Annotated in this window: 21 protein-coding genes; 20 read left to right on the top strand and 1 reads right to left on the bottom strand. The window is 61.6% G+C overall.

Annotated features, from left to right (window positions below; genetic code table 11):
• Positions 1–76 precede the first annotated feature (76 nt).
• The 20 genes from JKA62_RS06260 to recX all read left to right on the top strand — a co-directional run bounded on the left by JKA62_RS06260 (position 77) and on the right by recX (position 16330).
• Positions 77–1849, top strand: a complete 1773-nt coding sequence (locus JKA62_RS06260; protein ID WP_201816871.1) for a phage tail protein — start codon at positions 77–79, stop codon at positions 1847–1849.
• Entirely contained in the window at positions 1836–3071 is a 1236-nt protein-coding gene (locus tag JKA62_RS06255) for a DNA circularization protein (RefSeq protein WP_201816870.1), read from the top strand. Before JKA62_RS06260 ends, JKA62_RS06255 begins: the two co-directional genes overlap by 14 nt.
• Before the next feature lie 3 nt (positions 3072–3074).
• Complete coding sequence (locus tag JKA62_RS06250) at positions 3075–4118, top strand: phage baseplate assembly protein (protein WP_201816861.1); 1044 nt, start codon at positions 3075–3077, stop codon at positions 4116–4118.
• A 27-nt stretch (positions 4119–4145) separates the two neighbouring features.
• Positions 4146–4655 carry a phage baseplate assembly protein V gene (locus JKA62_RS06245; protein WP_115076756.1) on the top strand — a complete coding sequence of 170 codons (510 nt, stop codon included), beginning with the start codon at positions 4146–4148 and terminating at the stop codon, positions 4653–4655.
• Positions 4655–5053 (top strand): phage GP46 family protein, encoded by a 399-nt coding sequence (locus tag JKA62_RS06240; protein ID WP_007954906.1) that lies wholly within the window; start codon positions 4655–4657, stop codon positions 5051–5053. Before JKA62_RS06245 ends, JKA62_RS06240 begins: the two co-directional genes overlap by 1 nt.
• Complete coding sequence (locus tag JKA62_RS06235; protein ID WP_201816859.1) at positions 5043–6086, top strand: baseplate J/gp47 family protein; 1044 nt, start codon at positions 5043–5045, stop codon at positions 6084–6086. Before JKA62_RS06240 ends, JKA62_RS06235 begins: the two co-directional genes overlap by 11 nt.
• The gene (locus JKA62_RS06230; RefSeq protein ID WP_011332730.1) at positions 6074–6673 is read left to right on the top strand and encodes a YmfQ family protein; all 600 of its coding nucleotides are present in this window, start codon (positions 6074–6076) and stop codon (positions 6671–6673) included. The genes JKA62_RS06235 and JKA62_RS06230 overlap by 13 nt, the downstream gene beginning before the upstream one ends.
• Positions 6674–6684: 11 nt before the next feature.
• Positions 6685–7836: a hypothetical protein gene (locus JKA62_RS06225; RefSeq protein ID WP_011332731.1), complete on the top strand. Its 1152-nt coding sequence runs from the start codon at positions 6685–6687 to the stop codon at positions 7834–7836.
• A complete protein-coding gene (locus JKA62_RS06220) occupies positions 7833–8348 on the top strand; it encodes a hypothetical protein (protein WP_011332732.1) in 516 nt (171 codons plus the stop codon). The genes JKA62_RS06225 and JKA62_RS06220 overlap by 4 nt, the downstream gene beginning before the upstream one ends.
• A 127-nt stretch (positions 8349–8475) precedes the next feature.
• On the top strand, positions 8476–9570 hold the full coding sequence (locus tag JKA62_RS06215) for a hypothetical protein (RefSeq protein ID WP_011332733.1): 1095 nt from the start codon (positions 8476–8478) through the stop codon (positions 9568–9570).
• A 7-nt stretch (positions 9571–9577) separates the two neighbouring features.
• On the top strand, positions 9578–10144 hold the full coding sequence (locus JKA62_RS06210; RefSeq protein WP_201816857.1) for a tail fiber assembly protein: 567 nt from the start codon (positions 9578–9580) through the stop codon (positions 10142–10144).
• Between the two features lie 14 nt (positions 10145–10158).
• A complete protein-coding gene (locus JKA62_RS06205) occupies positions 10159–11079 on the top strand; it encodes a gp53-like domain-containing protein (protein WP_011332735.1) in 921 nt (306 codons plus the stop codon).
• 2 nt (positions 11080–11081) lie between these two features.
• A complete protein-coding gene (locus tag JKA62_RS06200) occupies positions 11082–11522 on the top strand; it encodes a phage tail assembly chaperone (RefSeq protein WP_011332736.1) in 441 nt (146 codons plus the stop codon).
• A 29-nt stretch (positions 11523–11551) separates the two neighbouring features.
• Positions 11552–12754 carry a carbohydrate binding domain-containing protein gene (locus JKA62_RS06195; protein WP_011332737.1) on the top strand — a complete coding sequence of 401 codons (1203 nt, stop codon included), beginning with the start codon at positions 11552–11554 and terminating at the stop codon, positions 12752–12754.
• Between the two features lie 11 nt (positions 12755–12765).
• On the top strand, positions 12766–13008 hold the full coding sequence (locus JKA62_RS06190) for a hypothetical protein (protein WP_011332738.1): 243 nt from the start codon (positions 12766–12768) through the stop codon (positions 13006–13008).
• Between the two features lie 56 nt (positions 13009–13064).
• Positions 13065–13628, top strand: a complete 564-nt coding sequence (locus JKA62_RS06185) for a glycoside hydrolase family 19 protein (protein ID WP_011332739.1) — start codon at positions 13065–13067, stop codon at positions 13626–13628.
• Positions 13610–14140: a lysis system i-spanin subunit Rz gene (locus JKA62_RS06180; RefSeq protein ID WP_201816853.1), complete on the top strand. Its 531-nt coding sequence runs from the start codon at positions 13610–13612 to the stop codon at positions 14138–14140. Before JKA62_RS06185 ends, JKA62_RS06180 begins: the two co-directional genes overlap by 19 nt.
• A 68-nt stretch (positions 14141–14208) precedes the next feature.
• Positions 14209–14709 (top strand): CinA family protein, encoded by a 501-nt coding sequence (locus JKA62_RS06175; RefSeq protein WP_041475156.1) that lies wholly within the window; start codon positions 14209–14211, stop codon positions 14707–14709.
• A gap of 83 nt (positions 14710–14792) precedes the next feature.
• Positions 14793–15851, top strand: coding sequence for a recombinase RecA (gene recA / locus JKA62_RS06170; RefSeq protein ID WP_003222269.1), 1059 nt, complete (start codon positions 14793–14795; stop codon positions 15849–15851).
• A gap of 8 nt (positions 15852–15859) precedes the next feature.
• Entirely contained in the window at positions 15860–16330 is a 471-nt protein-coding gene (gene recX, locus JKA62_RS06165; RefSeq protein WP_011332742.1) for a recombination regulator RecX, read from the top strand.
• A gap of 65 nt (positions 16331–16395) precedes the next feature.
• Here the strand turns inward: recX and JKA62_RS06160 are convergent, their stop codons facing one another.
• Positions 16396–17514 carry a TIGR00730 family Rossman fold protein gene (locus JKA62_RS06160; RefSeq protein ID WP_011332743.1) on the bottom strand — a complete coding sequence of 373 codons (1119 nt, stop codon included), beginning with the start codon at positions 17512–17514 and terminating at the stop codon, positions 16396–16398.
• Positions 17515–17584: the final 70 nt, after the last annotated feature.

Genomic DNA, 17584 nt, shown 5'->3' with positions numbered 1-17584 from the left:
TGGCCAGGCCACTGGATGTGCTTCGCGAATCGCTGGAGCACGCGCAACGGATCAATGCGATGCAGCAGGTGCAGTGATGGCAGAAGAAACCAAAGCTAAAGCGTCGGTGCTGCTTACCGGCATCGACGAACTGTCACCCAAACTCGGCGCCCTGCGAGTGAAGGTCGATGACTTCAAGAAAAACCTCGAACAGACCGGCCTCGGCAAACTGGACATCAGCGACCTGTTCAAGGGCGGCAGCGTGATTACGCCGTTCGTGGACGGCATCAAATCGGCTGCGGCGTTTCAGGGCAAGCTTGCCGAGGTCAGCGAGACGGCGAAAACCGTCGACCTGCCGGAAACTCCGAAAGCCGCCGCGCAGAACATGAACGTGTTCAGCGCATCCATGGAGAAGGTGTCCGCTGCGGTGGACGCCGCACTGGTGCCGGCGGTGGGCGCATTGGTGGTCGGGCTGGAGCCGATGCTGACCCAGGTCGGCAGCCTGCTGGCCGACAACCCGAAACTGGTCGAAGGCCTGGCAGCGGGGGCGATTGCGTTTTCCGCCATGCAGACCGCCGTCACCGGCATGACTCAGGTGATGGACGTCATGAGCATGGTGCTCAAGACCAATCCGATCATGCTGATCGCCATGGGCATTGCCGTGGCGGCCGGTCTGATCGTGGCCAACTGGACACCGATTTCCGCGTTCTTCAGCGGATTGTGGGAGGGCGTGAAAAACGCCGGAGCCAGTGCAATGGCGACGTTGCGCTCGGTGCTCGACTGGCGGCCGCTGGAGGCACTGGCGGCGCTGTGGGAACCGGTCACGGCTTTCTTCTCCGGAATCTGGGACAAGGTCAAAGCTGTGACCGCGCCGGTGATCGACTTCTTCAAGTCGGTTTTCTCGTGGTCGCCCGCAGGCATGATCCTGGAAAACTGGGGGCCGTTGACCGGTCTGTTTTCGGCGATCTGGGAATTGCTCAAGGCCTTGAGTGTGCCGGTGATTTCATTCCTCAAGGGGCTGTTCGACTGGACGCCACTGGGCATGATCATCAACAACTGGGGCGCGATCAGCGGTTTCTTCGCTTCGATCTGGGCCGCGCTGCAGCCGGCGGCGCAAGCCATCAAGGACTTCTTCGGCAGCCTGTTCGACTCTTCCCCGCTGGGGATGCTCGTCAACAACTGGGGCAGCGTCGTGACCTTTTTCGAACCGGTCTGGGCCGCGCTGCAAACGTCGGCACAAACGATCAAAAGCTTTTTCCAGAGCCTGTTCGAATGGTCGCCGCTGGAGCAGATCGCGCAGTACTGGCAGCCGATCAGCGAAGTGTTTTCGGCGCTGTGGGGCGTTGTACAGGCGTTGGCCGCACCGGTGCTGGAGTTCCTGCACAACATGTTCGAATGGACACCGTTGGGGCAGATCATCAAGAACTGGGGACCGATCACCGAATGGTTCGGCGAGCTGTGGCAAAAGCTGCAAACCGTCATTGCACCGATCAAGGAACTGTTCGACGGTGGCTTCGCCGGGCTGATCGCCAAGGTCACCGGCAAGGTCGAAACCCTGACCGAAGCGCAGCGCCAGACCAATGCCGAAGGCAAGGGCGAACTGGCGCCGGCCTTCTTCGGTGCCAGTGCGAAAACCGAGGGTGGCGGTGCGTTGCAAGGCGGTTCGTTGCCGCAATCCTCTGGCGCCCTGATCCAGCAAAGCGCCGCCAACAACCGCACGCAACTCGAAGGCGGCCTGACGGTGCGCTTCGAAAATGCGCCGGCGGGGCTGCGCACCGATCAACCGCAAACCAATCAGCCGGGGCTGGCGCTCAGTTCGCGCATCGGCTATCGCTCGCTGTCCATGGGAGGTTCCAATGAACTGGCGTGACCGTTTGTTGCCGGCATCCTTTCGCGGTGTCGGTTTCTGGATCGATCAGGCGAAAACCCCGGTCGGTCGCAAGGGGCAGTTGCACGAGTATCCGCAACGGGATCTGCCGTTCTTCGAGGACCTTGGCCAGCAGGCCAAGACCCACGACCTGACGGCGTTCATCATCGGCGCCAATTGCCTGGAACAGCGCGACAAGCTGCTCCAGGCGCTGGAACAGGGCAGCGGCGAACTGGTGCATCCGTGGTTGGGGCGCTTGCAGGTCAAGGTCGGTGAGTGCGACATGACTCACACCCGCCAGGACGGCGGGATGGTGACGTTCAGCCTGAAGTTCTACCCCGACCGGCCGCTGCCGTTTCCGACGGCGACGGTCAGCACGCAGAAAGTGCTGCTGGCCAAGGCCGACGGTTTGCTCGGCTCGGCGGTGGCGCGCTTCGAACAGGCGATGACCCTGATCAAGGCCGCGCGGATCGGTATCGCCAATCTGCGCAACAGCCTCACCGGTGTGTACGACGTGATCAAGGAGCAGCTCAAGCCGCTGATCGCGCAGTACAAGCAGATCACCGAACTGGTCAGGGCCGTCAAGGAACTGCCCAAGGAAGTGGCGGCGGAGTTCAAGGGGTTGCTTGGCGATATCAAGGAGCTGAAGGCATTCGCGAAGGAGGGCTACCGTGGCGTGATTGCCGACGTGTCCCAACAGATCGAAGCCATCCGCAAGGCCGATGCGCCGAAAATCACCACCGGCAAGGACACCAACGCCGCCGCGCAAGCGATGGCCAACCTGGTGCAGGACACGCTGATCGTCAAAGTGGCGCAGTGGGTGGCCTCGATGCCGGTGGCGTCGACGCCGGTGAAACTCAACTCGACACCTTCGCTGGATCAGCAATCGAAGCAGCCGGTCAGCCGTCAGGAAGTTCCGGTCACCGACGATCTGCAAGCCCTGCAAAAAGAGTTGAACGACGCGCTGCAAAAGGCCCAGGACAAGGCCGACCCCGCGCACTATCAAGCCATCGCCGATGTGAAGGAGGCGCTGATCGCGCACCTCAAGGCAGTGGCTTCGTCCGGTGTGCGACTGGTCAGCAAAACGTTCCAGGAAACCTTTCCTGCAGTGGTCGTGGCCTACAAGCAGTTCGGCGATGCCACCCGTGTGACCGAGGTCATTCAGCGCAACGGTCTGTCTCATCCGGGGTACTCACCCAACGAAGTCAAGGTTTCCCGGGAGTGAGCCATGAACGAGACTGACAACCGCGTCACGCTGACCGTCGACAACATGGAGTACGGCGGCTGGAAAAGCGTGCAGATCACCGCGGACCTGGAGCGTCAGTTCCGCACCTTCAAACTCGACATCACCTGGCAATGGCCGGGGCAGACCGTGGATCAGCGGATCAAGGCCGGCGACCCGTGCGAAGTGCGGATCGGCCAGGATCTGGTGCTCACCGGTTATGTGTTCAAGGCCCCGATCAGCTATGACGGGCGGCAGATCAGCCTGAGCATCGAAGGCAGTTCCAAGACCCAGGATCTGGTCGACTGTGCGGCGCGAAACATCCCCGGCCAATGGCAGGAGCAGCCGCTGTTGAACATCGTCCAGGCCCTGGCCGGGGAGTACTCGCAGTTTGTGGTCAACGAGATTCCCGAGACCGCACGCCTGAGCAAACACACCATCGTTCCGGGTGAAACCGTGTTTCAGTCGATCGACCGTCTGCTCTCGCTGTACCGGGTGTTTTCCACCGATGACGCCGAGGGCCGGCTGGTGCTGGCCAAACCGGGCAGCGGCGGCCGTGCCAGTGATGCGCTGGAGCTGGGCAAGAACATTCTCTCGGCCAATGCGCCGATGGATCACAGCCAGGTGTTCTCCGAATACAAGGTGATCGGCCAGCAAAAGGGCAGCGACAAGAAGAGCGGGGCGGCGGTCAGCGAGGTTGAATCCAGCGCCACCGACCTGAGCTTCAAGCGTCGGCGCACCACGATCATCAACGAAGGCTCGCAACTGACGTTCGAACTGGCCCAGCAACGGGCCCAGTGGGAAAGCGCCACGCGCATGGGCCGGGCGCTGACCACCACTTATCAGGTGCAGGGCTGGCGCCAGTCCAACGGCGATCTGTGGCGCCACAACACGCTGGTGAAGGTCAAGGATCCGGTGCTCGGTTTCGATGGCGACATGCTGATCTCCAAGGTGACGTACTCGCTGTCGGCACAAGGCTCGGTGACCACGCTACAAGTGGCGCCGCCGCATACCTTCGACGCCAATCCGACCCCACCGAAAAAAGCCTGAGCCGGCACCTCCCTCCAAGGAAACCCTATGAGCCTACTGACACGCCTGCTGGCGCGCGGCACTGTCGTGCTCGCCAATTCGGCATCCAAGCTGCAATCGCTGCAAATGCGCCTCACCGCCGGTGAAGTGAACGACGACCTGGAGCACTTCGAACCCTACGGCTTCACCAGCCATCCGCTGGCCGGTGCCGAAGGCGTCGTCACGTTTCTCGGCGGCGACCGTTCCCACGCCATCGCCCTGGTGGTCGCCGACCGCCGTTACCGCCTGCAATCGCTGGCGGCCGGTGAGGTGGCGATCTACACCGACGAGGGCGATAAGATTCACTTCAAGCGCGGGCGGATCATCGACATCGAAACCGCCACGCTCAACATCCGCGCCAGCACCGCCGTGAACTTCGAGACGCCGGTGATCAACCAGACCGGCAAGATCGTTTCCAAGGGCGATCAAGTGGCCGGCGGCATCAGCCAGATCAAGCACGTGCACGTTGGCGTGCAGGCGGGCAGTGGCCAGACCGGCGCGCCGGCGGGAGGTCAGTGATGCTGTTCAGTCAGAACCTCCACGCCGCGCTGACCCGTGCGGTGCTGATCAGCCTGTTCACCTGGCGCCGCGCCGCCGACGACGATGCCCTCGACGACGAGGAGCGCTTCGGCTGGTGGGGCGACACCTTTCCCACGGTGGCCGACGATCGCATCGGCTCACGGCTGTGGCTGTTGCGCCGGGTCAAGCTGACCCGCCAGACCCAGATGGACGCCGAGTTCTATGCCCGCGAAGCCTTGCAGTGGCTGATCGACGACGGCCATTGCAGCGCCATCGACATCATCAGCGAACGCCTCGACGCCCAGCGCCTGAACCTGCGCACGGTCCTGACCCTGGCCGACGGCGAGCGCCTGGACATCAACCCCGATAACAGTTGGCAGGTGATCTATGCCGTTTGAAACCCCTTCGCTGCCGGTGCTGATCAAGCGCACCCAAAGCGACCTGGCCGGCGATTCGCTGCGCCAGTCCGATGCGCAAGTCCTGGCCCGCACACTCGGCGGCGCCGCTTATGGCCTGTACGGCTACCTCGACTGGATTGCCGAGCAGATCCTGCCCGACACCGCCGATGAATCGACCCTGGAACGCATCGCCGCGCTGCGCCTGAACCAGCCGCGCAAACCGGCCCAGGTCGCCACCGGCAACGTCAGCTTCAACGCGACGGCGGGCGCAGTGCTGGATGCTGATACGTTGCTGCAGGCGGGTGATGGCCGCACATTCAAGGTCACCGCCACCCGCACCACCGTCAATGGCGTCAACACGACCAGCATCGCCGCGCTGGAGGCCGGCAGCCTGGGCAACGCCGAAGCCGGGCTGGCACTGACGCCGGTACAGCCGATCGCCGGCGTGGTCGGCAACAGTTTCGTGGTGCTGGCGCCCGGACTGAACGGCGGCGTGGCGCGAGAAAGCCTGGAGTCGTTGCGCTCGCGGGTCATTCGTTCCTATCGCGTGATCCCCCACGGCGGTTCGGCCAGCGACTATGAGACCTGGGCGCTGGAAGTGCCGGGCGTGACCCGCGCCTGGTGCCGTGGCGGCTTCCTCGGGCCGGGCACCGTCGGCGTGTACATCATGCGCGACGACGATCCGCAACCGGTGCCCAATGCCGATCAACTGGCCGAAGTGCAGGCCTACATCGAGCCGTTGCGCCCGGTGACTGCCGAAGTGCATGTACGCCCGCCGGTGCAGAAGCCGGTGACCTATCAACTGAAGCTGACCCCCGACACCACCGCCGTGCGCGCGGCTGTCGAAACCCAGTTGCGCGATCTGCACAACCGCGAAGCCGATCTGGGCGCGGATCTGTTGATCAGCCATATCCGCGAAGCGATCAGCAGCGCGGCAGGTGAGACCGACCATGTCCTCTCGGCCCCGGTGGCGAACGTGGCCGCGGGTGACAGCGAACTGCTGACCTTCGGGGGTTGCGTATGGCTGCCATAAGAACCGCCGCGCAATACCAGGCGCAACTGCGCGCCTTGCTGCCGAGCGGTCCGGCATGGGATCCGGAGCGCGTGCCGGAACTCGAGGAAGTGCTGCAAGGCGTCGCCGTCGAACTGGCGCGCCTCGATGCCCGTGCCGCCGATCTGCTCAACGAGATGGACCCGGCCGGCGTCAGCGAACTGGTGCCGGACTGGGAACAGGTAATGAACCTGCCCGACCCGTGCCTCGGCGCTACGCCGCTGTTCGACGACCGTCGCCTCGCCGTGCGCCGCCGCTTGCTGGCGGTCGGCAGCCAGGCTGTCGGTTACTACCTGGAAATCGCCAAAAGCCAGGGTTACCCCAACGCCACCATCACCGAACTCGAAGCCCCGCGCATGGGCCGTTCGCGTTTCGGCGCGGCGCACTGGGGCACCTGGGAAGCGCAATTCATGTGGACGCTCAATACCGGCGGCCGACTTTTGCTCGGCCGGCGTTATGGCGCGAGTTACTGGGGCGAACGCTTTGGCGTGAATCCGGGCTCGGCGCTGGAATGCCTGATTCATCGGGCAGCACCGGCGCATACGAAGGTGCATATCAACTATGACTAGGGAATAACGCAATGGATTATCCGAAGAGTGTCCCCAGCGCCGGTCTGGTGAACGGGAAATTTATCGATGAGAACCCGCTGACCGGGACGCCGGGGTCGTTGATCCCCGCTGACTGGGGCAACAGTGTCACGCAGGAAATTCTCAGCGTGATCAAGGCCGGGGATCTTACCCCGGACGAGAAGAAATACGATCAGTTGTTGCAGGCGATTCAGACGGTGACGGCCAAAGGCTGGAATCAGGATCTGGCGTTGCCGCTGGCAGCATTGCCATTGCCGACCGTGGCCACGTCGGATGCCCGGATGCCGATCACACCGGCAGCCGCATCGACCAGTGGCGGGCGAGTTTCGGTGCCGGCGGGTGTTTACGTCAGCATCGGTCAGGAAGTGGTGGCGGGGCAGCTGGGACGTTCGCGAACGTTCACCACTCAGGCCTGGAGCAGCGCCGATCTGCTGCCGAGCTCGGGTTACTTTCTGCGGGCGCAGGTGGTGGGTGGTGCGCTGACGTTTTACATGCAGCGCGGGACGATTTATGACGCCAGCCCCGATAGCTTGAAGGGGACGGTCAATGGGGCGGCAGGTGGTGGTTTCCAGTCGACACCGCTGGATATTTGTCTCGCCTGGGTCGTCACGGCGGGTCCGGGATCCGTGCCGATTGTCCGGCAGATCTACAACCGTAACCGGTTGTCCTGGACTCAGGTGGTCAATGGCAATGGCGTGGTCTATCTGCCGCTCGACCCTCATGCTCGAACAGCACGTCTGGTGGTCGGGAATCCGACCCCGCACCCGACGGCTATCACTGGTGTGTCGTTTGCACCGGGCGGCTGGCTGGGAGGGAATTACTGTTTCCTCAATCCGACTATCGGTACGTCCAATAATTGGGACGGCTGGGGAACGGCAGGCGCATCGGTGGGAATCTTCACCAGTAACGTCGTCAACGACACCACGCTTTCAACGTTGACGGCCGGTTTCGATCACTCGGAACTGCGTTCGCTGTGGCAGGTGTACCAAGCCGAGCACACCTGGAACGCAGGGAATGCCGTCAGTGACGAATTGCTATTCGGGATGGGGATCAAAAGCTTTTCTCAAACCGATTATTCGAACGGCATCGCAGTCAATTTCACGGCGGCCGTGAATGTGCATTTGTCTTGGGAGTTGATCCGATGAACATCATTCAGGAACTGCATCAATTCGAAGACGGCTTGCGTCCGGTACCACCTTCTGCCGCCCATGACTGGGACGGTGAGCAATGGCATGCCAGCGCTGACAAAGCCGCGTTACTGGAACAGCAGGAAACCGAACGCCTGTGCGACCGGGTCGATGCCGCCGCCGACAGTGCGCGCACGACTTTGGCCGGCGACCCGCTCAAAGCGCTGGAATACGCCCAGGCGGCTGTTGACGCTCAAGCCTTTCAAGACGCCGGTTATCCAAAAAAGGAAGTGCCGCTGTCCGTCGCTGCCTGGATCGCCAAGGGCCGTTCGGCAAAGCAGTCGGCCGAGCAGATTCTCGACAAGGCCGCCCAGCTCAGCGACAGCCTGCTGACCCTGCGCACCTTGCGCCTGAAAGCCAAGACCCGGATCCGTGCGTTTGCGAGCAAGAGCCAGATGGATCAGGCCCGAGCTGCCGCCGATGAGGCGCTGCAGGCCATTCGTGAACTGACCGCCAACCCGACCTCGTAAGCACAGTTCGGGTTACCCAAGCCCACTTCGTGTGGGCTTTTTATTTTCAGGAACAGAAACGTCGGCGTCGTAGCAAAAGCTTGCGCGCGGCTACGTTTCATTTGTCATTACAGAGGAACGAGCACCAATGGACTACCCAAAAAGCGTCCCCAGCGTCGGCCTGGTCGATGGCCGGTTCGTCGATGAAAACCCGGTGGCGGGAACGCCGGGTTCATTGATACCGGCGGTGTGGGGTAACAGCGTTACACAAGAAATTCTCAACGTGATTACCGGCGCCGGGCTGACAGCCGCCGAAGCCGATACCGGTCAGTTGCTCAGAGCCATTCAATCGATTGTCGGCAATGCCAGTCCTATGCGCTCAGTGGTGACACGGCTGACGGCTTCCAAGGCGCTGACCGACCCGGAGCTGGGCCTGGTGCTGATCGATGGCGGATCCAGTGCCGTGACGGTGACGTTGCCGCCGGCAAGCGCGGCGCTGGGTGTGCGCGATGTGATTGTTCGGCGCATGGATAACAGCGGCAACCGTCTGATCGTTCAGGCGTCAGGTTCCGACCGCATTCGTTTTCACACGCACCTGTCACCCAGCGGTTATCCGTTTCTGGTGTTGATGGGCGGCGGGGACTGGTGGCAGTTGCGCAGCGATGCTGCGGGTAGCTGGTGGCCAGTCGGCCGGTTCGACAACACTCCACTCGGCCGGCCGTTTTTTGAAACGACCATCCTGCTCAGTCCCGGTGGCTACGGTGCGCTCAACGGTACAGTCATGAAGCGTGCCGAGTGGCCCTGGTTGTGGGACCACGCGCAGCTATCCGGAATGTTGGGTACCGAAGCCGCTCGTGCGGGCAACGAAGGTAAATGGACGTCGGGTGACGGTGCAGCAACCTTTCGTGGCCCTGAAGGGCGTGGCGAGTTTCTGCGAGTGCTGGACGAGGGGCGGGGCGTGGATGCGGCACGTGCGATGGGTTCTTTTCAGGTGGGCTCGACGCATTCGTATGCCATGGGCGCCAATGGTGCCGGAGCGGTCGGCGCGTGGTGGTCGGACAGCCTGACGAGTTTTGGTGCCGATACTCGTGAAGAACCGCAATACGTGTCCGGGCTGTACAACGGTGGCCCGGTCTTCCCTGCCGGTACGAGTTATCAGCGGGATGCCGCCAACGCTCTGCTGCTGGCGTTCAAGTCGCGCCCTCGCAACATCGCCTATCCCGGCCGTATCAAGCTCATCTGAGGTGCCTATGTTCAATTATCTTTTTGACGGCTCGGGCGCCTTGTCCGGGCCTGTCGAGTTTTTTGTGACCCCGGGCATCGGTATTCAACTGCCCGGCAATGCGGTGGAGTTGTCCTTCGAGCTGCCCGCGCCTGAAGCCGGTCGTATCTGGGCCTTGATCAACGGTGTTCCGCGAGAGGTGATAGACCGGCGCGGTCCGGTTTTCCGCAAGGACGGTGGCGGGCAGCAGATCTGGAGTGAGTTTGGGGAGTTGCCCGATACCCTCACAACGCAGCCCTGGCCTGGGGAATTCCATGTGTGGCGCGGCGACGCCTGGCAACTGGATGAGCAGGCCCGTTTGCTCAGCATCAGCCAGCAGATGCTGGAGCAGCGCGACACGCTGCTGCGCGAAGCCGTCCTGCGCATCGCCCCCCTGCAATACGCCGAGGACATCGGCGATGCCACTCACGAAGAACAGATGCAGTTGCTCGAATGGAAGCTCTACAGCGTGGAGCTCAATCGCATCGACAAGCAGACAGGCTTCCCCCGGGAAATCACCTGGCCTTCGCTGCCAGGCCCCGTCACCACCGATTGATAAGGAGATGAATCTTGGACTATCCCAAAAGCGTACCCAGCGTCGGGCTGGTGAACGGGCAATTTGTCGATGAGGATCCCGTCGCCGGAAAACCCGGCTCGCTGATTCCTGCCGCTTGGGGCAACGGCGTCACGCAGGAAATTCTCAGTGTCGTACAGGCCGCCGGCATGACGCCCAACGAGGCGAACACTCATCAACTGCTCGACGCACTGCGCAGTCCGGGGTTGTTCACGACGGCTGCGCAATTCGATGTCAGCCGATCGGCTGCAACGGCCGAGTTTGTCCAGCGGGCGCTGGGCAACTACGCCAGCGCTCGCGGCATCTCCGGCTCGACCCAACTGACCCTGGCCGATATCGGCTGCTCGATCGGGATGGGCGGTAACGCTGCGTACACCGTGACCTTGCCGGACGCCACTGCAGTGCCCAGCGGCGCGACGATCAGCCTGCACTGCCGAAACAGCGCAGCGGTCACGGTTGCCAGTAAAACCGGTACGCAGATCAGCCCCCAGGGGGCCTATCTGGGTTCGATCACGATGAACGCGGGCGAGAGCGCAACCTTCGTCCGGGAGTCGGGTGTCTGGGTCGTTTACGGCACCGCAGCGTTGAAGTATTCGGCGCTCTATGCGTCGCAGTTCGCCACGGCCGGATATCAGAAACTTCCCAGCGGCTTGATCGTGCAGTGGGTGACCGGGGGCTCCGATGCGAATGGAGTCATGACGGTGTCGTTGCCGATGATGTTTCCCAATGCTGTCCTCGGCGGGATCGCCAATGAGGGTTATCCGGCAGGCTGGGGCAGTTCCAACGTCACTGTCTGGGCATTCGACGGGGCCAACTCCACGACATCGACGGTTGTTGCCAGGGTTCGCAATGTCCTGGCGTCGAGTGTGAAGGCTGAACCTGGAATCTCGGGGCGCATATTGGTTTGGGGACGATAACCATGGCTATTTATTTTCATGCACAGACACGCGGCTTTGAACTGGTCGACAGCCCCTATCCGGAACCACCTGAAGGCGCCGTGGAAATCACCCGCGCCCAATACGCCGAACTGTTTGCCGGGCAGGCAAGCGGCAAGGTCATCAGCGCCAGTGCCAGCGGTCAGCCCGTATTGAACGACCCGGTCATCTCCCCGCAGGCACTGGCTTCCCGGGAGCGCGCGTGGCGCGACAACGTCCTGCAAGACACTCAATGGCTGGTGTGGCGTGACGCTGAAGAACTGGAAGTCGGCGAGGGCACGACGCTGCGTACCGAAGAATTCAAACAGCTTCTTGCCTATCGACAGGCACTGCGCGACTGGCCCAATGATCCGGAATTTCCGGATGCCCAGGCTCGCCCTGTAGAGCCCGACTGGCTTGAAGGCTTGCTGCGGTCGAACGGCTGAACCGTTGACCCGATCAATGAGGAATCAAAGTGGATTATCCGAAAAGCGTTCCCGGCTCAGGCCTGGAGAATGGCAAGTTCGTCGATGAAGACCCGATTGCCGGAAAACCGGGATCGTTGATCCCGGCCAGTTGGGGCAACAGTGTGACGCAGGAGATTCTCAACGCGATCACGGCCGCCGGCCTGACGCCGGATGAGGAGCAGACCGATCAACTGGCACAGGCCATTCGGCAACTGGCCAAGCCCGATCCGCTGCAGCAGTTTCCTGTGCAGGTGTATCGCAAGAATCTGTTGATCAATGGCGGATTCAATATCTGGCAACGCGGCACGACCAATCAGGCGCCGAACATCGGTGGGTATGTAGCGGATCGTTTCCGGTGCGACTGGAACGGCAACGCAGGTGTCAGCATTTCGCGCCAGGATTTTCCCCTCGGTCAAACGGAAGTCGTGGGTGAACCCGCTTATTTCCTGCGCTGGCAGCAGGCCACCGCAGGCACGGGAGCAACGGTGCATAAAGTCGCCCAGAGCATTGAATCGGTGAGGACTCTGGCCGGGCGAACGGCTACGGTCAGCTTCTGGGCGCGATCCGATGCGACGCGTCCTTTGCGCGTCACGATTGCTCAGCAGTTCGGAACGGGCGGTTCGGAGGGTGTGGTGAAGGTTGTCGACGTCTTTCAACTGAGTACGTCGTGGAAGAAATACAGCGCAACGTTTCAGGTGCCAACCATCGCCGGGAAAATGCTGGGCGTGAATGACTGCCTGACCTTGTCGTTCGATCTGCCGCTCAACGTGTTGCAGACCGTCGATCTGGCACAGATGCAATTGGAGGAGGGGCCGGTTGCAACACCGTTTGAATACCGTCCAGCGGCGGAAGAGTTGACTCTCTGTCAGCGCTATTTCGAAAAATCTTTTGTAAACCGTTTGCCGATCCGTTCGAACAACGGTCCAGGAACCTGTATCGCCACCTTTTCCCAAGTAGCGGCAGCCAATTCCGGCCAATATGGAATGTGCATCGATATGCAGGTGCCCAAGCGAGTTCAGCCAACGGTCGTGACGTATTGCCCTGGTGAGGCGAGCAATCAAGTCTGGCATTCATCGCTTGCGAAGGCCTGCACAGGAACCATCCTGCAAAGTGTGAGCGAGCGAGGGTTTGCGCTTGCCACCGTGACGCCCGTAGGCAGCTTTCCCGGGCAGGCATTGCAGGTCGATTGGACCGCGGACGCGGAAATCTAGGGGACAAGTCCATGAGTTATCAGCTCACATCGTATGGCGTTCTGCGCCTGAGTGATTCAGCGTTTATTCCACAGGATCCCGTTAATCGGGACTGGCTCGAGTACCAGGAGTGGCTGGTGTCCGGAGGACAGGTACTGCCACTGGACCCGCCGCTAGAGAGGCTGACGGCCAATCAAGGCATGCTGGGGTTGTTCAAGCGAATGATCCAGGTGTCCCCGGACAGCACGCTGAAAACTGAGGTAAACAATGGCTGATCAGCTTTGGTCGCCATCCGTGATTCAATCGGCGCATCCAGGGAGGACCGAGCATTATGCAAATCACTGAAGACAACCTACTCAACATCATGCCCAACGCCCGCCGCCAAGCGGGCGTTTTTGTTTCACCGCTCAACGATGCGATGGCGCGCCATCGCATCGACACGCCCAAGCGTATTGCCGCGTTTCTCGCCCAGATCGGACACGAATCGGGGCAATTGCAGTACGTGCGTGAACTGGGCAACAACCAATACCTGAGCAAGTACGACACCGGTACGCTGGCGTTGCGATTGGGCAACACGCCCGAGGCCGATGGCGACGGGCAGAAGTATCGCGGGCGCGGGCTGATCCAGATCACCGGCCGCGCCAACTATCGCCAGTGCAGCCTCGGGCTGTTCGGTGACGAGCGCTTGCTGGCGCTGCCGGAACTGCTGGAACAACCGCAATGGGCGGCCGAGTCCGCCGCGTGGTTCTGGGCGCAGAACGGTTTGAACGCGCTGGCGGATCAGGATCAGTTCAACAGCATTACCCGGCGGATCAACGGAGGGTTGAACGGTTTGCAGGATCGCCTGGAACTCTGGGGGCGGGCGAGGGCGGTGTTATGCCTGCCTTCGGTCTGAGCGTCTGGCGGCTGATCGGTCTGATGCTGCTGGCCGCAGGTTCGGCGGCGCTGGCCTGGCAGTTTCAGGATTGGCGCTACGGCCGCCAACTGGCCGAACAGGCGCGGTTGCACGCCGAAACCCTCAATCAACTGACTCTGACGGCCGCCACCGCGCAACAGGCCGAACAGGACAAGCGCATGGCCCTGGAGCAACGACTCACGGCCAGTGAACAAACCCATTACCGAGCACTGAACGATGCCCAACGTGATCAGGATCGCTTGCGTGATCGTCTTGCCACTGCTGATCTGCGCCTGTCAGTCCTCATCGACGCAGGCGACGCTGCCCAAGGCTGCGGTGTGCCAGCCACCTCCGGCGCCGGCGGCGTGGATCATGCAGCCGTACGCGCCCGACTTGACCCGGCGCATGCTCGACGAATTGTCGCCATCACCGGCGAAGGCGACCGCGGACTGATTGCCTTGCAGGCTTGTCAGGCCTATATCAGAGCGCTGGCGCCCGCACATTTTGAATAAGCTTGTGTATTGAAAGCGCAACCGGCTCGTGTACGGTGGTACCCATTCCATCCGATCCGGAGCGCGCCGTGAAAGAAATCACTCAATTGGCGGCCGAACTTGGCCGACGCCTGCAGTTGCTCAATGCCCACGTCACGACGGCCGAGTCCTGTACCGGTGGCGGGATTGCCGAAGCCATCACCCGGATTCCGGGAAGTTCGGCGTGGTTCGAAGCGGGTTACGTGACCTACTCCAACCGCCAGAAAACCCAGCAGCTGAATGTACCGACGGAGCTGTTCGGCACTGTGGGTGCGGTCAGTCGCGAGGTGGTCGAGGCCATGGTGCGCGGCGCCCGGGAGAAAAGCCTGGCGCGGTTTGCCGTGGCGGTCAGCGGCGTGGCCGGGCCGGACGGTGGTTCGCCGAACAAACCGGTGGGCACCGTCTGGCTGGCGTGGGGCGTGGGCGACCAGGTTTCCAGCGAGGTCCAGCACTTCCCCGGCAACCGCGACGACGTCCGCCGACAAACGGTGAAGGCCGCGCTAGAGGGCTTGCTGCGACTAGCGGCACGAGAAATCGAAAATCAGGGGTAGGCGATCCGTGAACGCTGTGGAATAATACTGGCTACTTATACAGGTGTTGGCCGTCAGGCCTTATTGATTACGTGAGGACTTTAATGGACGACAACAAGAAGAAAGCCTTGGCTGCGGCCCTGGGTCAGATCGAACGTCAATTCGGCAAGGGTGCCGTAATGCGTATGGGCGATCAGGACCGTCAGGCGATCCCGGCCATTTCCACCGGCTCTCTGGGTCTGGACATCGCACTCGGCATCGGCGGCCTGCCAAAAGGCCGTATCGTTGAAATCTACGGTCCTGAATCTTCCGGTAAAACCACACTGACGCTGTCCGTGATCGCCCAGGCTCAAAAAGCCGGTGCGACCTGCGCCTTCGTCGACGCCGAACACGCCCTCGACCCAGAGTACGCCGGCAAGCTGGGCGTCAATGTCGACGACCTGCTGGTTTCCCAGCCGGACACCGGCGAGCAGGCCCTGGAAATCACCGACATGCTGGTGCGCTCCAACGCCGTTGACGTGATCATCGTCGACTCCGTGGCCGCTCTGGTACCGAAGGCAGAAATCGAAGGCGAAATGGGTGACATGCACGTGGGCCTGCAAGCCCGTCTGATGTCCCAGGCGCTGCGTAAAATCACCGGTAACATCAAGAACGCCAACTGCCTGGTGATCTTCATCAACCAGATCCGCATGAAGATCGGCGTGATGTTCGGCAGCCCGGAAACCACCACCGGTGGTAACGCGCTGAAGTTCTACGCCTCGGTTCGTCTCGACATCCGCCGTACCGGCGCGGTGAAGGAAGGCGACGAAGTGGTCGGCAGCGAAACCCGCGTCAAGGTTGTGAAGAACAAGGTGGCTTCGCCGTTCCGTCAGGCCGAGTTCCAGATTCTCTACGGCAAGGGTATCTACCTGAACGGCGAGATGATCGACCTGGGCGTTCTGCACGGGTTCGTCGAGAAGTCCGGCGCCTGGTATGCCTACGAAGGCACCAAGATCGGTCAGGGCAAGGCCAACTCGGCCAAGTTCCTGGCGGACAACCCGGAAGTCGCGGCCAAGCTCGAGAAGCAACTGCGTGACAAGCTGCTGTCGCCAGCCGTGATCGCCGACTCCAAGGCTTCTGCGGTCAAAGAGACCGAAGACGACCTGGCTGACGCTGACATCTGATTGCACCGATGACAACCGCCGTACTCGATACCCTCGTCGCGGTGCGGCGAACCGCCATGGACCTGCTCGCACGCCGCGAGCACGGTCGAGTCGAGCTGACGCGCAAACTGCGTCAGCGTGGCGCTCCCCCCGAGATGATCGAAACAGCCCTCGACCGATTGACGGAAGAAGGGCTGCTTTCCGAAGCCCGCTATCTTGAAAGCTTTGTTTCCTATCGCGCCCGCTCCGGTTATGGCCCTCTGCGGATTCGCGAAGAACTGAGCCAGCGCGGTTTGCAACGCGCCGATATCGAACTCGCCTTGCGCGATAGCGGCATCAACTGGCAGGAGCAGCTAACGGACACGTGGCAACGGAAGTTCTCCGGACAACTTCCCGGCGATGCCAAGGAACGCGCCAGACAAGGTCGATTCCTGGCGTACCGGGGATTCTCGATGGAGATGATCAACCGCTTGTTCAGCGGCAGAGGAATGGACGATTAAATCGCTCCAGCTTCAATCAAAAAAAACGGCCCGCTATTTCGATAGCGGGCCGTTTTTTTTTGCCTTCACGTTACCTTCGACGGTTCGCGGGTGCGTTGCGCGGTCTGGGGTTTTGACTGGGCCCAGTTTTCCGGCAGATTGATGTAGTCCACCAGCTCCCGCAGACGCCCGTGATCCCGGGCGTTGAAGGCGAATGCCAGACGCGTGAGGTGGCTGAATTGAGCCTCGTCGTGTTCTTCGCCGCTGTAGGCGTGTTGATGGAACTGATCGCTCAGGCACAGATCGGCAAACGCTTCCTGCATATGGTCGAGGGCCTGATCGCTCAGCTTGTGGTTCATGCGAATGACAAACTGGCGCTTGAGCCAGCGGCTGGAATGGAAGTTGCCGTAGAACTGGTTGATCTGCTCCACCGCCTCTTCAACGTTGTAGACCAGGCGCATCAGCTTCAGGTCGGTCGGCAGGATGTAGCGATTTTCCTCCAGTTGCTGGCGGATGAAGTCCAGCGCGCCTTGCCAGAACGTCCCGCCCGGTGCGTCCAGCAGAACCACCGGCACCAAGGGGCTTTTGCCGGTCTGGATCAGCGTGAGCACTTCCAGGGCTTCGTCCAGGGTGCCGAACCCGCCGGGGCACAACACCAGCGCATCGGCTTCCTTGACGAAGAACAGCTTGCGGGTGAAGAAAAAATGGAACGGCAGCAGGTTGTTGGTGCCGTCCACGGTGGGGTTGGCATGTTGTTCGAAGGGCAGGGTGATATTGAACCCCAGGCTGTGATCGCGGCCGGCGCCTTCATGGGCCGCGGCCATGATTCCGCCGCCGGCACCAGTGATGACCATCATGTTCGAGCGAGCCAGCGAGGCCCCGAGTTCCCGAGCCATGGCGTAAAGGGGATGTTCGACCGGGGTTCGAGCCGAACCGAACACCGTGACCTTGCGTCGCCCCTTGAACTGTTCAAGGGTGCGAAAGGCCTGCTCCAGTTCGCGCAGGGCTTGCAGGGTGATCTTGGCGTTCCAGCGGTTGTGGTCTTCCTGGGCCATGCGCAGCACGGTCAGGATCATGTCTCGGTAAATGGGGGAATTCGGGCTGTCGGGTGACACCAGGTTGAGTTGTTCTTCGACCTTGCTGATGAGGTCGTGGCCGCTTTCCTGAAAATGACGGCTGAGCAGGTCATTCGGTTGGTAAGGCATGCAACTTCTCCTTCTGCACAGAGCTTTCGGCCCTGACGTGCGGCGTCAGTGCCGCGCTGCAAGAAAACAA

Source organism: Pseudomonas sp. B7 (genome assembly GCF_016735645.1).
Lineage (GTDB): Bacteria > Pseudomonadota > Gammaproteobacteria > Pseudomonadales > Pseudomonadaceae > Aquipseudomonas > Aquipseudomonas glycinae.
The sequence above is the reverse complement of the archived record's forward strand: the minus strand, read 5'-3'. Positions and strand labels throughout refer to the sequence as shown.

Excerpts from the sequence above, each read along its gene's own strand:
- JKA62_RS06185 (WP_011332739.1), top strand. The coding sequence starts at position 13,065 with ATGCAAATCACTGAAGACAACCTACTCAACATCATGCCCAACGCCCGC.
- JKA62_RS06220 (WP_011332732.1), top strand. The coding sequence starts at position 7,833 with ATGAACATCATTCAGGAACTGCATCAATTCGAAGACGGCTTGCGTCCG.
- JKA62_RS06200 (WP_011332736.1), top strand. The coding sequence starts at position 11,082 with ATGGCTATTTATTTTCATGCACAGACACGCGGCTTTGAACTGGTCGAC.
- JKA62_RS06255 (WP_201816870.1), top strand. The coding sequence starts at position 1,836 with ATGAACTGGCGTGACCGTTTGTTGCCGGCATCCTTTCGCGGTGTCGGT.
- recA (WP_003222269.1), top strand. The coding sequence starts at position 14,793 with ATGGACGACAACAAGAAGAAAGCCTTGGCTGCGGCCCTGGGTCAGATC.
- JKA62_RS06160 (WP_011332743.1), bottom strand. The coding sequence starts at position 17,514 with ATGCCTTACCAACCGAATGACCTGCTCAGCCGTCATTTTCAGGAAAGC.
- JKA62_RS06250 (WP_201816861.1), top strand. The coding sequence starts at position 3,075 with ATGAACGAGACTGACAACCGCGTCACGCTGACCGTCGACAACATGGAG.
- JKA62_RS06240 (WP_007954906.1), top strand. The coding sequence starts at position 4,655 with ATGCTGTTCAGTCAGAACCTCCACGCCGCGCTGACCCGTGCGGTGCTG.
- JKA62_RS06180 (WP_201816853.1), top strand. The coding sequence starts at position 13,610 with ATGCCTGCCTTCGGTCTGAGCGTCTGGCGGCTGATCGGTCTGATGCTG.
- JKA62_RS06260 (WP_201816871.1), top strand. The coding sequence starts at position 77 with ATGGCAGAAGAAACCAAAGCTAAAGCGTCGGTGCTGCTTACCGGCATC.
- JKA62_RS06190 (WP_011332738.1), top strand. The coding sequence starts at position 12,766 with ATGAGTTATCAGCTCACATCGTATGGCGTTCTGCGCCTGAGTGATTCA.
- JKA62_RS06215 (WP_011332733.1), top strand. The coding sequence starts at position 8,476 with ATGGACTACCCAAAAAGCGTCCCCAGCGTCGGCCTGGTCGATGGCCGG.
- JKA62_RS06230 (WP_011332730.1), top strand. The coding sequence starts at position 6,074 with ATGGCTGCCATAAGAACCGCCGCGCAATACCAGGCGCAACTGCGCGCC.
- JKA62_RS06245 (WP_115076756.1), top strand. The coding sequence starts at position 4,146 with ATGAGCCTACTGACACGCCTGCTGGCGCGCGGCACTGTCGTGCTCGCC.
- JKA62_RS06210 (WP_201816857.1), top strand. The coding sequence starts at position 9,578 with ATGTTCAATTATCTTTTTGACGGCTCGGGCGCCTTGTCCGGGCCTGTC.
- JKA62_RS06235 (WP_201816859.1), top strand. The coding sequence starts at position 5,043 with ATGCCGTTTGAAACCCCTTCGCTGCCGGTGCTGATCAAGCGCACCCAA.
- recX (WP_011332742.1), top strand. The coding sequence starts at position 15,860 with ATGACAACCGCCGTACTCGATACCCTCGTCGCGGTGCGGCGAACCGCC.
- JKA62_RS06225 (WP_011332731.1), top strand. The coding sequence starts at position 6,685 with ATGGATTATCCGAAGAGTGTCCCCAGCGCCGGTCTGGTGAACGGGAAA.